This is a genomic window from Virgibacillus salexigens (genome assembly GCF_000723585.1).
GTDB lineage: Bacteria > Bacillota > Bacilli > Bacillales > Amphibacillaceae > Virgibacillus > Virgibacillus salexigens.
The window spans coordinates 865,986-880,275 of record NZ_CCDP010000002.1; the positions used below are offsets into that span (position 1 = coordinate 865,986).

Annotated in this window: 18 protein-coding genes and 2 riboswitches; of the genes, 10 read left to right on the plus strand and 8 right to left on the minus strand. The window is 37.6% G+C overall.

The features are described 5' to 3' along the window. Window positions 1–24: 24 nt before the first annotated feature. A complete protein-coding gene (locus tag BN990_RS17120; RefSeq protein WP_038245864.1) occupies window positions 25–1,434 on the minus strand; it encodes an APC family permease in 1,410 nt (469 codons plus the stop codon). 104 nt (window positions 1,435–1,538) lie between these two features. Here BN990_RS17120 and BN990_RS22675 point away from each other — a divergent pair, with 104 nt between their 5' ends. Next, on the plus strand, window positions 1,539–1,823 hold the full coding sequence (locus tag BN990_RS22675) for a hypothetical protein (protein WP_148530723.1): 285 nt from the start codon (window positions 1,539–1,541) through the stop codon (window positions 1,821–1,823). Window positions 1,824–2,034: 211 nt separating this feature from the next. On the opposite strand, the gene BN990_RS17125 is transcribed toward BN990_RS22675, so the two are convergent. The 4 genes from BN990_RS17125 to BN990_RS17140 all read right to left on the minus strand — a co-directional run bounded on the left by BN990_RS17125 (window position 2,035) and on the right by BN990_RS17140 (window position 4,628). Then, window positions 2,035–2,664, minus strand: a complete 630-nt coding sequence (locus BN990_RS17125; RefSeq protein ID WP_021290486.1) for a queuosine precursor transporter — start codon at window positions 2,662–2,664, stop codon at window positions 2,035–2,037. A 50-nt stretch (window positions 2,665–2,714) separates the two neighbouring features. Then, window positions 2,715–3,233 (minus strand): preQ(1) synthase, encoded by a 519-nt coding sequence (queF, locus tag BN990_RS17130; protein WP_021290485.1) that lies wholly within the window; start codon window positions 3,231–3,233, stop codon window positions 2,715–2,717. A gap of 183 nt (window positions 3,234–3,416) precedes the next feature. Further along, a riboswitch (PreQ1 riboswitch) is annotated at window positions 3,417–3,463 on the minus strand. Between the two features lie 80 nt (window positions 3,464–3,543). Then, entirely contained in the window at window positions 3,544–4,308 is a 765-nt protein-coding gene (gene yidC, locus BN990_RS17135) for a membrane protein insertase YidC (protein ID WP_038245865.1), read from the minus strand. Then, window positions 4,248–4,628 (minus strand): hypothetical protein, encoded by a 381-nt coding sequence (locus tag BN990_RS17140; RefSeq protein ID WP_038245866.1) that lies wholly within the window; start codon window positions 4,626–4,628, stop codon window positions 4,248–4,250. The genes yidC and BN990_RS17140 overlap by 61 nt, the downstream gene beginning before the upstream one ends. Window positions 4,629–4,846: 218 nt before the next feature. Continuing rightward, a riboswitch (TPP riboswitch) is annotated at window positions 4,847–4,951 on the plus strand. Window positions 4,952–5,047: 96 nt separating this feature from the next. Between BN990_RS17140 and BN990_RS17145 the strand changes: the two genes are divergently transcribed. From BN990_RS17145 to BN990_RS17160, 4 genes are read left to right on the plus strand one after another with little or no spacing between them, the layout of a single operon-like run. After that, window positions 5,048–5,662 (plus strand): YkoF family thiamine/hydroxymethylpyrimidine-binding protein, encoded by a 615-nt coding sequence (locus BN990_RS17145; RefSeq protein WP_051739258.1) that lies wholly within the window; start codon window positions 5,048–5,050, stop codon window positions 5,660–5,662. After that, complete coding sequence (locus BN990_RS17150; RefSeq protein WP_021290482.1) at window positions 5,655–6,236, plus strand: ECF transporter S component; 582 nt, start codon at window positions 5,655–5,657, stop codon at window positions 6,234–6,236. The genes BN990_RS17145 and BN990_RS17150 overlap by 8 nt, the downstream gene beginning before the upstream one ends. Continuing rightward, entirely contained in the window at window positions 6,233–7,912 is a 1,680-nt protein-coding gene (locus BN990_RS17155) for an ABC transporter ATP-binding protein (protein ID WP_038245867.1), read from the plus strand. Before BN990_RS17150 ends, BN990_RS17155 begins: the two co-directional genes overlap by 4 nt. Next, window positions 7,887–8,672: an energy-coupling factor transporter transmembrane component T family protein gene (locus tag BN990_RS17160; RefSeq protein ID WP_021290480.1), complete on the plus strand. Its 786-nt coding sequence runs from the start codon at window positions 7,887–7,889 to the stop codon at window positions 8,670–8,672. The genes BN990_RS17155 and BN990_RS17160 overlap by 26 nt, the downstream gene beginning before the upstream one ends. Before the next feature lie 189 nt (window positions 8,673–8,861). Here the strand turns inward: BN990_RS17160 and BN990_RS22070 are convergent, their stop codons facing one another. The 3 genes from BN990_RS22070 to BN990_RS17170 form a co-directional block, all read right to left on the minus strand. Next, complete coding sequence (locus BN990_RS22070; protein ID WP_021290479.1) at window positions 8,862–9,017, minus strand: DUF1540 domain-containing protein; 156 nt, start codon at window positions 9,015–9,017, stop codon at window positions 8,862–8,864. Window positions 9,018–9,121: 104 nt separating this feature from the next. Further along, entirely contained in the window at window positions 9,122–9,430 is a 309-nt protein-coding gene (locus BN990_RS17165) for a CHY zinc finger protein (RefSeq protein WP_038245868.1), read from the minus strand. A gap of 16 nt (window positions 9,431–9,446) precedes the next feature. Then, window positions 9,447–10,094 carry a pentapeptide repeat-containing protein gene (locus tag BN990_RS17170; protein WP_051739259.1) on the minus strand — a complete coding sequence of 216 codons (648 nt, stop codon included), beginning with the start codon at window positions 10,092–10,094 and terminating at the stop codon, window positions 9,447–9,449. 168 nt (window positions 10,095–10,262) lie between these two features. Here BN990_RS17170 and BN990_RS17175 point away from each other — a divergent pair, with 168 nt between their 5' ends. The 5 genes from BN990_RS17175 (at window position 10,263) to BN990_RS17195 (ending at window position 14,277) form a co-directional block, all read left to right on the plus strand. Next, the gene (locus tag BN990_RS17175) at window positions 10,263–10,772 is read left to right on the plus strand and encodes a DUF4178 domain-containing protein (protein WP_038245869.1); all 510 of its coding nucleotides are present in this window, start codon (window positions 10,263–10,265) and stop codon (window positions 10,770–10,772) included. Between the two features lie 78 nt (window positions 10,773–10,850). Beyond that, entirely contained in the window at window positions 10,851–11,519 is a 669-nt protein-coding gene (locus tag BN990_RS17180; protein ID WP_038245870.1) for a PspA/IM30 family protein, read from the plus strand. Window positions 11,520–11,607: 88 nt separating this feature from the next. After that, complete coding sequence (locus BN990_RS17185) at window positions 11,608–12,210, plus strand: DUF4247 domain-containing protein (RefSeq protein WP_021290474.1); 603 nt, start codon at window positions 11,608–11,610, stop codon at window positions 12,208–12,210. 30 nt (window positions 12,211–12,240) lie between these two features. Then, window positions 12,241–12,636 carry a DUF350 domain-containing protein gene (locus BN990_RS17190; protein WP_021290473.1) on the plus strand — a complete coding sequence of 132 codons (396 nt, stop codon included), beginning with the start codon at window positions 12,241–12,243 and terminating at the stop codon, window positions 12,634–12,636. 87 nt (window positions 12,637–12,723) lie between these two features. After that, window positions 12,724–14,277 carry a polyamine aminopropyltransferase gene (locus tag BN990_RS17195; RefSeq protein WP_021290472.1) on the plus strand — a complete coding sequence of 518 codons (1,554 nt, stop codon included), beginning with the start codon at window positions 12,724–12,726 and terminating at the stop codon, window positions 14,275–14,277. The last annotated feature ends 13 nt before the right edge of the window (window positions 14,278–14,290 follow it).

Sequence of the window (14,290 nt, forward strand, 5' to 3'; positions counted from 1 at the left end):
TACCAGCTGAGGGACATCAACAAATTATGCCACTCTATTCATTTCTTTCTTCATATGATCATCCGCATATGCCTTACCGTATTTTTTCATTGAATAATTGTACAAGATCACCCCTAAGATGGCCCACACCCCAACAATAACCCATTCATATGGCCATATCAAAGCCGACGGCATACCAGGCATATACAGTATCATAACACCAAAAGACATCACGGCAGCGACCCAACCAAACGTGGTTCCAAAAGGTAGTTTAAACGGTCGAGCCATGGTAGGTGCTTTTTTCCTTAATAAAATATATGATATAGCTACCATTAGCCATGCTACGACTAAGCCTAATCCACCAGCATCCACTAGCCAAACTAAGGCGGGACGTCCTAATAAAGGTGAAGCAGTGGAGAGAATAGCAATTAATAAAATTGCTTTATGTGGGGTTTTATATTTTGGATGTATGTCGCCAAGTGATTTCGGCAGCATCCCAGCTTTGGCAAGGGCATAGATTGCTCGGCTGCCTCCAACATAAAAACCGATCCAACTTGTCAATATACCACCAATCCCACCTAGCACAAGGAAATTCCCCATTAGTTGGCTGCCGCCGAACGCCTTTGCCATTGCATCTGCCGTGACTAAACTAGACGCATTAAGTTCTGCAGGACTTAATATCCGAGAAACTCCAAAGATAATTGCAATATACCAAATCACTGCCAGAATAACAGAAAATATTAATAACTGCCCAATCTTCTTTTGTGGTAGATTAATCTCCTCAGCTGCTTGTGGAATAACATCAAAACCTACAAACATAAATGGTGTCATGATAACAACCGTCAATATACCAGCAAGCCCTGTTTCTAGCAAGGGCTGCATGTTCTCCATTTTTCCTCCGAATGTACTCCCGGTAATTAACATAAGGCCAGCTACTAAAATGATTAATGTTAATATAAATGAAATAACTGTAGTCAGCTTAATCCCCCGGTAGTTAATCCAAGCAACTAGGATGGAACCAATAATACCTACACCTGCCCAGGTGAGCGTAACATCCCAGCCCGCAATGGTATATAAATAACCTTGACTATAATTAGGTATAACATATTCAAATACAGTTGGAAGAGCAACAGCTTCAAAGGCTACAACAGATACATAACCAAGGATAATTGACCATGTAGCAATAAAAGAAGCCACTCTCCCCATCGCCTTATATGTATACACATGTTCTCCACCAGCCAAGGGAAGCGCTGAAGCTAACTCCGAATAGGTTAATCCTACAAAAACGACAAGTAGGCCGCCAATAACAAATGCCAAAATAGCTCCTATTGATCCAGCTTCTGTAATCCATAATCCAGATGTAACCACCCATCCCCAGCCGATCATAGCTCCAAATGCTAGTGCTAGCACATCTTTATTACCTAGAATTTTTAATAACTTATCAGATTCATTCATAAAAACCCTCCAGATCATGTGTTTTTATATTAACAAACTATTCCGAAATATCATGATAAAAATTCTTTCTTTTACGATGTTACTTATGATATACATCAAATAAATTGGGTTCTGATCCAACCAACGTAAAGAAAACAACGTTCAATCCTTCAGGTGCAAGTGAGCAAGTGAAGCAATCTTTTCAGCCAATGTTATTGCTGGTTCATGACACAATGTGGAGAAGGGAGCTAAAGGCCAATTATTCCATTTGCAGTACTGCCGTTTCTGCCAATTCTTCTATTATAAACCAATATTTAGATTCCAAAGGGAAGAAACAGCGTCCCATAGATGCCGCTGCCTTCTTGCAAAATCACTTTTGTCCCATTAGCTTGCTGCTCATGAATGGATGATATTGGTTGAAAAAATGCTTCTTATCTAATTCGAATAAATTGCTCCCAGTAATACCTCCTTTTTATACAAAAAACCAGTCATATAGACAGAAACCACCTAAGGTAGATCTATCAATATAACTGGTTTTGATCTAACGGAGCGCTTTACTTTATCAGTAAAGTCAATTAGATTCAGCAGTTAATTTTTATATAACTTGAGTTTACCGAAAATTCAATAAACACGCAAGCCTTCCTGGTGTACTTCTTGCTTTCTCGCCCACTTTACTAATAGATAAGCGAAAGGGGTATCAATAATAGCAATAATTAATTTAAATACATATTGTGTAATAACCATACCAATCAATACATTAAAAGGTACAACTCCCCAAAATGCAATCACAATAAAAATGGAAGTATCTATGAGTTGGCTGGTCATCGTTGAAATATTATTTCGCAACCAAAGTTTTTTCTCCCCATGATTCGCTTTCAACCTATGAAATATAGTAACATCTAGATGTTGACTGGCAAGGTAGGATAGAAGACTTGCAATCATTACTCGAAAGCTACCCCCAAGGATCTGTTCAAATTCTTCCTGCAGGCCAAATGCTGGAGCAGCAGGTAAGTGAACCACAATGAAAATAAATAACATCCCAATCAATTGTGTTATAAACCCTGCTTGAACCGTTTTTCTAGCGGTTTCCTTCCCATAAACCTCCCCAATAACATCTGTTAGCAAATAGGTAATGACATAAACTACTGCAGCACCTGGCAAAATAAATTCGCCAATTTGAAATAGCTTCACTGCTAATATATTTGATAAAAGTAAAAGCCCCACAAACAAAGCATTTAAGTAAACAAACATCGTATTTCATCCTCTTCTGAAGTAGAGGAACATAGCTAACCCTCATAAACTTAACGATTATCTATTTTCTCTGGATACATATCATGATTCAGCAGACGATGCTCTGCCATTTGTTCGAACTTGGTACCAGGTTTTCCATAATTACAATATGGATCAATGGAAATACCCCCGCGTGGTGTGAATTTTCCCCAAACTTCGATATAACGTGGCTCCATAAGATGAATAAGATCATTCATAATTATATTCATACTGTCCTCATGAAAATCGCCATGGTTACGAAAACTAAAAAGATAGAGCTTTAGCGATTTACTTTCCACCATTTTCTGATCAGGAATATAACTAATATAGACTGTCCCAAAATCAGGTTGTCCTGTTTTCGGACACAATGTTGTGAATTCAGGACAGTTGAATTTTACAATATAATTACGATTTGGATGTTTATTGTCAAATACCTCCAATACTTCGGGGGTATAATCAAAAGCGTAGTTCGTCCCCTGACTTCCCAATAACGTTACGCCATGCAACTCATCATTACTTCTTCCAGACACAAGTAAAACCTCCTCTTCCATGTTTACTGCCCTTCGAGCTCACACAGCTCAAGCTCCTCCTAAAGCAAACTTTTTCATCGAATGTAACCCAACGTATGAAGGAAAACTTAAGGGGGGGATCCTGAATTAGACAGTTGTCACATATGTTTATTCTTTCATATAAAAAAGCCATGGCCCAAGGCACATGGCTTTTTATCGCATCAGTTGTCCTTAGTTTTTTATAGAGGGTTATAGCTAAGAACCTCTCCAATTTTATATGGATCCGAATATCCATTTTCTCGCCTAATTATATATATCGAGTAAAAGGATGTCAATCACATCTTTACTAAACTCATTGCTGCACAGCATTTTTAGGGTAATATAATTTTTTAGCAAGTAATGTTTGAAATACTAGAAATATCCCGCTGACCGTCCAATATAACGGCAAAGCTGCTGGGGTATTAAATGAAATGAACCCAATCATCACAGGTGAAAGAAGTCCCATAATGGCCATTTGTTTCTTTTGTTTTTCATCCATACCAATCATTGAAACACGTGACTGAATAAAATATATCGCAGCTGCAATAAATGGCAAAATGAGATCAACTTCGCCTAGATTAAACCATAAGAATGAGTGGGTCGCGATTTCCGGTGAGTTTCTAATTGCATAATAAAAAGCGATAATCACCGGAAATTGAATAAGCATTGGCAAACATCCCATAGAGGTTAACGGGTTGAATTGATGCTCTTGATAAAGCTGCATCATTTCTTGTTGCATATTGGTTTTGGACTCTTGATCTGTTTTCCCTTTATATTTTTCTGTAATAGCGTCCATATCAGGCTTCAGTTCATTCATTTTCTCTTTCATCTTAGCGCCGCTTTTTGTTTGTTTTAATGATAAAGGCATTAAGAGCAAACGAATAAGCACCGTTATTAAAATAATGGATAGACCATAATCCCCTCCAAATAACACAGCTACATATTTCATGAGCCCGGAGAATGGATTGTCAAAATGAAATAATCCACTATCTGCTTGGCACCCCGTTAAAAAGAAGATTAGAATGATACCGACAATGGCATATTTTTTAAGAAAAGTGAGTATAAATTGACCTTGCATTGTTTTCCTCCTCGTTGTAATAAATCTTTAAAAAACGAGAAGGACTGCTGGTCTGTATCATCGTCTGGTGAAGCGATACGCTTCGTCTTTTTAACTAACCATTGCAAGATTTCTGCACATTCTCCTAGCAGTTCCTGCATTGGCAATAATCTTACCCGCTGATTATGATATTCCCTCGTTAATACATTGTTATTTTCCATTATACTTCTAGCATCGATAGCTAGAAATTGATATGTCGTGACAATCGTCAATAATAGACTTAAATACAGTGATAGCGGAGATACATCATTAAAAAGTTCATTTAACAACTCAATCGTCATTTATACTCACCTCCTTTTCTTGCTTAAATCTTTCTTAATTATAACACAGCTTAAAACCTATTCCTAAGCCTAATACCTGATTACCATGATTCAACATGACCTGAAAAATTTTCCTGGATTTTTTTAATTAGTTAAAAGACAAGATAAAATCTAACATATTTACAAATGATTCGAATTCAACTATTCTAGATGGACATATAAAAACTGCATATCTATTTTTATTGCACTAGGGGAGCTATTTTAAGATGGCTGAGAGGAAAATGATCTGACCCTTAGAACCCGATCTAGATAATACTAGCGTGGGGAAGTGCAGTCGTTCAATAAAATGGAACAGGCATTGCCTTATCATATTATTTATGAAGACTGCATTCCCAAGAATGCAGTTTTTTTGTGTATGTATCGATAAGGAGGAGATTACGTTGAACAACCAACCGATCACATGTAGCACAAGTAGGATTGCAGGCTGTACATTTGCTATTTATCCAATGACGGATCAATTCGTAGATGTTATTACAGCTTCATTAAAGGAAGTTGATACATCGAAGGTTTGGATGAAAACGACAGATGTAGAAACCTGTGTCCGAGGGAGAATATCTCATGTTTTTGATGTAACGAAGGCGCTCTTTCTACATGCGGCAAACACTGGTCATCATGTAGTTTTCAGTAGCACCTATTCCATCGGCTGTCCTGGAGATTCTGATGGAGATGTATATTTATCAGAGGATGATGAGCGGTTAAATACCAAATTACTAAAACGAATGAGCCAGGAGGTAGCTGGAAAGTTTTCATTGTATCCGCTAGGAGGCGGAAATTATATGAATATGATTTATAACCAAATCGAAGAAATGAAATTACATGGTATTGATGTTTCTTCTATTCACTATGCAACACGACTAGATGGCGATGGTGAAAAGGTTTTTGATGGCCTTGAACGCGTATTTACCAACATGGAAAATTTAAAATCTTCACATACTGTTATGACAACCACGATTTCTGCCAACAGCCCTTCAAAGAAGGAGAAAATAAATGAATAACTGGAAGTTGAAAGAAATCATTGTGATGTCCGTACTTGCCGTCGTGTTCGGAATTGTTTATTTAGCATTTTTACCAGTTGGAAAACTCCTCGTATCCTTGCTAGGACCAATTGGTTACGATTTTATATTTGGAATCTGGTTTATCGTATCTATCATTGCTGCCTATATCATTCGCAAACCAGGAGCAGCGTTTTTATCAGAGACGATTGCTGCTACCGTCGAAATGTTGCTAGGAAACGCGATGGGCCCGATTATTATTATTACTGGAATGATTCAAGGGTTAGGAGCAGAGGCTGCCTTTGCTGCCACTCGATACAAGCGTTATTCCTTATGGGTCCTTATGCTGGCTGGTATTGGCGCCGCTATCTTTAGTTTTGTATGGGGTTACTTTAGATCCGGTTTTACCGCTCTTTCCACCCCTTATATTGTAAGTATGCTGGTCATCAGAATGATTAGTGGTGCCATTATTGCTGGCTTAATTGGGAAAACCATCAGCGATTCCCTTGCCAAAACGGGCGTACTTTCCAGTTTTGCTTTAGGAAAACAAATAAGAAAGGAACGTTCCGTATCATGATTAATGTTTCCGAACTTTCTCTTTGGTTTGATGGAAATGATGAAAAAGCAATTATCCAAACGCTAAGTTTCCAATTAAATAAAGGGGAAGCAATGCTATTACTAGGCCCAAGTGGAAGTGGCAAGAGTACACTGACACGTTGTTTAAATGGGATATACCCTCGAGAATTGGAAGGTATGCTCAAAGGCGATATCCATATATACGATCACTCCATTCGAGAGGCTCATCCTGGTACAATAAGTAAACAAGTAGGAGTCGTATTTCAGGACCCCGAAACGCAGTTCTGTATGTTAACGGTGGAAGATGAGATTGCTTTTGGACTAGAAAATATTCGCACACCTTCCAACGAAATAGAAGCAAAGATCGATGAGGCATTAGAATTGGTTCAATTAAGCTCGTATAAGCATGCTTCAATAAATACACTTTCTGGTGGACAAAAGCAAAAGTTAGCACTCGCTTGCGTACTTGCACTACAACCAAATTATCTTGTTCTCGATGAACCAACTGCTAATTTAGATCCAAAATCAACAAAGGAATTTATTCAAACAATAAGACATGTATGGACAGAACAGCAGATCGGGCTTATCGTTATTGAACATCAACTGGAAGGCTGGATTACTTTTATCAACCGTGCATTTATCTTGTCCAAAACAGGCAAAGGTATCTATGATGGCCCTCTCGTTAAACTTATTGAAACAAATAGAGAAATGCTTCAGCAGCAAGGGATTAGGCTACCTAAAATAACTGATCTTGTACTTACAGCTACCAGACAAAACAAGGCAAGTTATAAGAAGATACCATTGTCAAACGAGGATGTGTTATCATCGGTCACTATGGATGCCAGCTTCTTAGAAAGAAACCGTGTAGAGATAGCAAAGCCACAGAAAAAGAACGTTATTCTCTCTGCATCGGATGTGAATCTTTATAAAAACCAGCAGCGAATTCTAAACCAATTAACTGTCCGTCTATACGATCAATCCTTTGTAGCAATCGTCGGACCGAATGGAAGCGGAAAAACAAGCATGACGCGTTTATTAAGTGGAATAGACCGACCTTCCAATGGTGATATTCGCTTATACCAACGTCCCCTTAATGAATGGCAGGAGAAAGATGTACGAAAACAAATTGGGTACGTTTTTCAAAATCCTGAACATCAATTTATCACAGATACGGTTTATAACGAGATTGCCTTTAGTTTACGACTAGGCGGTGAGCATCGAGAAAGCGTGATTCAGGAACAAGTTCAGAACACGCTATCACATTGTGAATTACAGGGTTTGGGGCATCTGCATCCCTATTCATTAAGTCAAGGACAAAAACGAAGACTGAGTGTAGCAACAATGATTGTGGATGATCAACAGGTCCTTTTCTTAGATGAACCGACATTTGGACAAGATGCTGCCTCCACTGCGAAAATAATGGATCTGTTGGAGCAAAGACATAGACAAGGCACTACGATTATCATGGTTACACATGATATGGATCTGGTTGATAAGTACGCTGATCGTGTGCTTGTTTTAGAAAAAGGGGAAATTGTAGCTGATCAATCGCCTGATCAATTATGGAAACAAGAAAAGTCAGTAATTAAACGATGGCATTTAGATTATCCCAATCGAATTCAATTGAAACAACAAATGGAGGAGGATCGCCATGTGTTCGTTTCTAAATCAACTTAACCCCAGTTTGAAAGCAATTACAGTTGTTCTCTTAGTTTGTTTACTGACGTTTGTATTCGACCCTTTTACACCATTAATTTACTGCATGTTCACCGTAATGGTTACCATTATATGTGGAAAAGTAGCATGGAAATGGTACACGCTTTATTTCTCGGTTATTTTTTTATTATCCTTTGGCATGCTTTGGACAACCATTGCGTTTGCAGATCAACCAACGAATCCGGGTGTCACGATGCACATTCTATTTTGGGATTTACCAAAAGAAGATGTAACAGTAGCAGCCGCATTAACATTACGAATGCTCGCCTTTGCTTCTTTATCATTTATGTTTATTTTTACAACAAACATGGTTGATTTTATTTTGAGTGTCATGCAGCAGTTCAAGCTTCCACCTAAACTTGCTTATGGCGTATTAGCAGGGTACCGTTTTCTACCATTAATAAAAGAAGAATTAATTCAAATCCGATCAGCGCATCGTATTAGAGGAATCCATCGTGCTAATGGCATCAAAGGTTCCATTCAACAATATAAACGATTTGCTATCCCCTTGCTGGCCGGGGCTATACGAAAAGCGGAACGTACCGCAATAGCGATGGAGTCAAAAGGATTTAACGGGGATCGAGATCGTACGTTTTATCGTCAATTTACATTGAAATGGAAGGATTGGGGTTTTTTAGGCATGATGCTAATCGTATTTCTAATTACCGTACTCTTTTCCATGAAGTTAGGATATTTCAGTTGGTACAAGGGACAGTTCTAGGGGAGAAAAGGATATTCGTTTTAAATTCTTCTGCATTTGGCCGCTTAATAAGCGATTGTTTGGCTTCATTGTAGGGAGAAATCACCTTAGAAAAAATTAATGTATAAACAGGAATGAAATTGATTATTATTATCAATAATAATCATATTAAAAGGGATAACCTCCCAAGGTTATCCCCCCAAACAAATTTTAAGATTCTGGAACAAAGGTTTTACAGTCGGTTTCTTTACTAGTGGACGCCTGCTTACCTTTATGACTGACTACATAAATGGCATCTGCATTACATTTATTTCCATTGCTCCAATACACACAGTTATTCACTTCACAAAGTACATCTTTAGCCAACGTATCACACCTCCTTAATGTATTAGGATTAACAATTAGGAGGTGATTGATACTTTAGTCTCTGTATATTCTTTCGATGCAACATACTGCGGCTTACATCCTTTTCATTCAAAGTATAAGTGATGATGCAGCTTACATCCTTCGTTAAACATAGATCCACAACAAGTACATTTATCCATTTGTTGATATTGGCGAATCGTAAATTCCGTTTTACATACACCACAGAGGATTACCTTGTGATCAAATTCCTCTTTTTTCCAAACACTTATTTTATGACCTTCTGCTTGGTGGCATTGGTAACAGGGATAATACTTTCCACAACATTTGAACTTGATTGCAATGATATCCTTTGTTGAATGATAATGTACACATCTCGTTTCTTGATCAACTACTTGTCCATAAATAGGTATCACCTGTTCATCACCTCTACTATTCGTCGTATTTTACTTGCACGCCAAATAATTCAATAAATGAAACAGCCTGTTCAGCTGATATGATTGCTCCCCTTAACTCTTCTCCAGTTAGATGAATGGTACGAAACTGGCAATTACTTAGATCGATCGAAGCTAATGAGGAGCCTGTGAATGTAACATCTTGGATGACAGAATAGCCAAACTGAACATTGTCAAATTGAACTTCCATAAAATTAGCGCCCTTTAACAAGCATTGGCGAAAAGCCATATCTCGTAATAGCGTTTGATTAAATAAACAATAGGGGGCTTCGCATTCGATGAACTGCACATCTTGAAAGTTTGCTTGATCAAAATCCGCACCTGCTAATTTACAATTATGAAATGCAACACGATTAAAATATGCATCTTGAAAATCAACGTTTGATAGGTCACATCCATTAAAAATCACATCCGTCCATCTAGAAAAGGAGAGTCGTGATTGAGATAACGTTACTTTCTTCAAGTAGACTTCTTCAAAACGAACATGCTCCCCCACTAATGGCCCCTTTATCTTTTCAATCCGCGACAGCTCAATTAGATCATGATAAGAAAGATGCGTTAGCTCGATTTCCTCCAAATTCTCAGGTAGTTCCGGCTCGTGAATGGCTCTTTGTTTTCTTTTCATACATTCCCTCCTCTCCATTCTACTTATTACTTAAATTGTACATGAAATTTTTCTGTCACGGAATGTTCATACAAAAGTCCTTAATGATTTTTATAAAAACTGAAACTTATACATTTTTCATTCGTATTAGTATAATGAAGTTAAGAATAGATAAGTTGAGGTGAATAGATGAGCATACTGGGAAAATTATTTGGTAAGAAAAAAGAATCAAGCAACGCGATTGAAGAGCGAAATATGTTTAATCTTGAAATGGATGATATTGTAACTTTTGATCTAGAAGATTACAAAGTAGTAGGTAAAATCAATTATAATGACCATGGTTTTAAATGGCACGCATATCAGCTGCAAGGTACGCATAAAACATTATGGTTGAGTGTTGAGATGGATGATGAACTGAACCTTGGAATGTATGAGAAAATCAAATTACCTCTTCAAGAACCTATCCCCAAACAAATAGAATACAATGGTACAACATATTATTTAGACGAATCTGGTACTGCTAATGTATCAGGTGTTGGGCGAAGCGAAAATCTGTCTGGAACCACGTGTAACTACTTTGATTACATGGATGATGAAGAAGAAAAATTCCTATCAGTTGAAAAATGGGGATCCGAACTAGAAGTTAGTACTGGTTATACCATTGAAGAATTTGAATTAAAAATTATCGCGAGTAAATAATTTCCTAAGCTAAACATTCACAAATTTCATCATTAAGTTACTTACATTTTAAATAAAATTATTGGAGGAATGAACAAGATGTTTAAATTTTTTAAACGAATGAAAACCGTGGTCGAATCCGAATTGAATTCTGCCCTTGATAAAGCAGAGGATCCTGTAAAAATGCTCGATCAATTCATGCGTGATATGGAAGAAGATATCCGTGAAGCCGAATCCGCTGTAGCAAAGCAAATTGCCAATGAAAAAATGATGCTCCGTAAATACGAAGATGCTAAAAAAATGGTTGAAAAACGGGATGAGCAGGCGATTAAAGCGATTGAAGCTGGAAATGATGATTTAGCAAAACGTGCGTTAGAGGATAAAAAAGCACATCAACAATCTGCTGATTCTCTAAAAGAATCGTATGATCGCGCGAAGCAAGACTCTACTTCTCTACGTACGAAATTGGATGAGATGAAAGCTGAATATCAAGAAATGAAGCTGAAAAAAGACTCCTTAAAAGCAAGAGCAGAATCTGCCAAAACGAGAACCAAAATGAATCGCACATTATCTGGTATTGGCAGTGATGAATCCAAACAAGGTTTCGAGCGTATGGAAGAAAAGGTACTAAAATTTGAAGCTGAGGCAGAAACAAGCGAAGATTTACGTCAGTCAAACCGTAGCTTAGACGACGAATTTGAAGCATTAGAAAAAAATGATGTAGATGATGAGCTTGCAGCATTAAAGAAAAAACTAGGGAAAGAATAACTGGTTTTAACATCAGACATCAGAGGAAAGGAAAGGTCCCCCCTCTGATGTCTGAAAAATTGATTCCATAAAAGAAGAAGGTGAAACCATGAAAAAATCACTTTTCTTTGTGCTGGTTTCTTTTACGCTTGTCCTATCAGCTTGTGGTGGTAGTATGAATCAAGCAGCAGGCTCAACCGCGTTTAACGATGGAATTGCTGAATTTATAAATGATACTTATACCTTTCATGATGTGGTTAGCAGTCAAGAAGACTCCTCTGACATCTCAGAAATCTACATAGCGGAAAATAAAAGTGTGGATGAAGTAGTTTCTGAATTACAGGAGTATAAGGAACCTCAAAAAGTAAGTGAAAAAAGTGACCAAAAGCAAGCACTTGTCTATAATAATTTATTCGTCATTATAACAGAGGATGAGGAAGATCCTGATAATTCTACAGTAGAAGTTGCCTCGAAAAACTTTGTACGTGATAACTATCAACCAAGTTTTTTTAATGGGCTATTTGCGTTGTGGCTATTGGACGAAGTTCTTGATGTCGACGATTGGGCTAAAAAGAGAAAAAATAAATGCGTCAACACCAATGATTGTTATGGCGGCTATTATTCATCTGGTGGTTTTTATAAAAATTCAGGCGACTCCAAATCCATACGTTCTTCCTCCGTACGTGGTGGAGGGCCTGGATCTGGGAAGTAAAAATAAACTAATGGAGAAAGGAAGAAAAGAATGGAACCATTCGTATTAACAATTGTATATTTCCTTATCGCGGTTGCAATTATTTTAGTTGGCTTGGCTATCTTTGAAATGATAACAAAGCAATATAAAGATTGGGATGAAGTATTAAAAGGAAATCATGCAGTTTCTTTATCTATCGGCGGTAAAATCGTAGGTATATCTATTGTTCTTGCATTTTCTATCTATAATAGCGCACATATTCTTGATACGCTTATTTGGGGTGTAGTTGGAATTGTCTTGCAAATGGTAGCATACGTATTATTCGAGCTGTTCACCCGCAAGTTCTCCGTAGAAGAACAATTAAAACAAGGGAATATTTCCGTTGGAATTATCAGTATGTGTGTATCCGTGGGATTAGGATTTGTTATTGGAGCATCCATTACATAATAAAATCCACACGCAGCAATCGGCTAGCAGTCGATTGCCTTTTTCTTTAAAATAGGTTTAGATGAATTTGAACAGGGAGTCCTAACTGTGAATGATTTAAGTATAAAGCAAAGCAAAGCTATCTATTGGGCGTCAGGAATCGTCTCTATTTGTGGTATTATATTTGAAGTCTTATTTGGTGCCGCTGGATCCTACTTACTTGGGGATGGGGTTAAACAGTATACGCTCACTATTTCCCTTTTCCTCACCGGTATGGGGATAGGAGCCTCCATAAGTGAAAAAGTAACGAAAAACTTAATATTGTCTTTTGTTTGGATTGAATACGCAATTGGTATTCTTGCTGGTTTCTCTACTTTTGTATTATTTGGAGTAACCGCCTTCTTGAGTTCTGGCATGGACGCATTTTTCTTATATTTTATTACCCTTGTGGTTGGTGGTTTAACTGGTGTAGAACTGCCAATATTGATCCGAAAAGCAAACGAGATAGGCGTAACCGTGCAAAAAAGTACGGCAAAAGTACTTTTTTCTGATTATGCAGGTGGCTTAATTGGTGGATTATTGTTTGTTTATTTATTTCGACCACAATTCGGCCTTGTGAAAACTGCCTTTCTTGTTGCTATTATTAATGTCCTTGTCGCATTGTGGGTTTTATACTACTTCAGAAAAGAGATACGAACATTTAAACGACATTTTATTGCTGGAATAATTATCTTTGTTATTCTTGTTTTCGGCGTTTTATTTGGTGAAAAAACAGCATTTTTATTTGAACAAAAGCTGTACGAAGACCCTATTGTTTACAATGAGCAAACCGATTATCAACAAGTGATCTTAACAAAAGAACAAGGAGATCTAAGACTCTTCCTTGATGGGCAGCTGCAATTCAGTTCAGAAGATGAATACCGCTACCACGAAGTACTAGTACACCCTGCCATGGCAACAGCAAAATCACCTAAAAATGTACTTGTTCTTGGTGGGGGTGACGGTCTAGCCTTACGTGAGCTACAAAAATACGATCAGATAGAATCAATGACATTGGTCGACCTTGATCCAAAAGTCACTGAATTGGGCAAGACAAATCATGAAATTACCGAATTGAACAATCATGCCTTTGAAGATGACCGAGTAGAAGTCGTTAATCAAGATGCCTTTCAATATTTAAAGAAAGACCAAACATTTTACGATGTCATCCTAGTTGACTTGCCAGACCCGAACAATGAGTCATTAAACAAGTTATACACCTTAGAATTCTACCAACTACTTCGTAATCATCTAAAACCCGGCGGGTCCATGATGGTTCAAGCAACTAGTCCAACCTTTGCAACAGAGGTATATTGGTCCATTAATCAGACCATCGAGGCAGCAAATCTAGAAACGGATAACCTTCATGTTGATATACCAAGCTTTGGTGATTGGGGATTTGTATTAGCTAAACGAGAAGCAGTCAACCTGGAGGAAGTCGATATAAACGTAGATACAAAATTCCTAACCAATGACGTATTAGCTGGATTAACTACTTTTGGAAAGGACATCGATCAGCAGCATATTACCAATAATAAGGGAGATACAGTTTCCCCAGAGGTGAATACCCTGATACGTCCAAGCCTAATTGAAAAATATGAAAAGGCATGGCGCAGTTATTAATAGAAAAGCAGCT

Excerpts from the sequence above, each read along its gene's own strand:
- BN990_RS17155 (WP_038245867.1), top strand. The coding sequence starts at position 6,233 with ATGATTAATGTTTCCGAACTTTCTCTTTGGTTTGATGGAAATGATGAA.
- BN990_RS17120 (WP_038245864.1), bottom strand. The coding sequence starts at position 1,434 with ATGAATGAATCTGATAAGTTATTAAAAATTCTAGGTAATAAAGATGTG.
- BN990_RS17175 (WP_038245869.1), top strand. The coding sequence starts at position 10,263 with ATGAGCATACTGGGAAAATTATTTGGTAAGAAAAAAGAATCAAGCAAC.
- BN990_RS17180 (WP_038245870.1), top strand. The coding sequence starts at position 10,851 with ATGTTTAAATTTTTTAAACGAATGAAAACCGTGGTCGAATCCGAATTG.
- yidC (WP_038245865.1), bottom strand. The coding sequence starts at position 4,308 with ATGCAAGGTCAATTTATACTCACTTTTCTTAAAAAATATGCCATTGTC.
- BN990_RS17150 (WP_021290482.1), top strand. The coding sequence starts at position 5,655 with ATGAATAACTGGAAGTTGAAAGAAATCATTGTGATGTCCGTACTTGCC.
- BN990_RS17170 (WP_051739259.1), bottom strand. The coding sequence starts at position 10,094 with ATGAAAAGAAAACAAAGAGCCATTCACGAGCCGGAACTACCTGAGAAT.
- queF (WP_021290485.1), bottom strand. The coding sequence starts at position 3,233 with ATGGAAGAGGAGGTTTTACTTGTGTCTGGAAGAAGTAATGATGAGTTG.
- BN990_RS17140 (WP_038245866.1), bottom strand. The coding sequence starts at position 4,628 with ATGACGATTGAGTTGTTAAATGAACTTTTTAATGATGTATCTCCGCTA.
- BN990_RS17125 (WP_021290486.1), bottom strand. The coding sequence starts at position 2,664 with ATGTTTGTTTACTTAAATGCTTTGTTTGTGGGGCTTTTACTTTTATCA.
- BN990_RS17190 (WP_021290473.1), top strand. The coding sequence starts at position 12,241 with ATGGAACCATTCGTATTAACAATTGTATATTTCCTTATCGCGGTTGCA.
- BN990_RS17160 (WP_021290480.1), top strand. The coding sequence starts at position 7,887 with ATGTGTTCGTTTCTAAATCAACTTAACCCCAGTTTGAAAGCAATTACA.
- BN990_RS17185 (WP_021290474.1), top strand. The coding sequence starts at position 11,608 with ATGAAAAAATCACTTTTCTTTGTGCTGGTTTCTTTTACGCTTGTCCTA.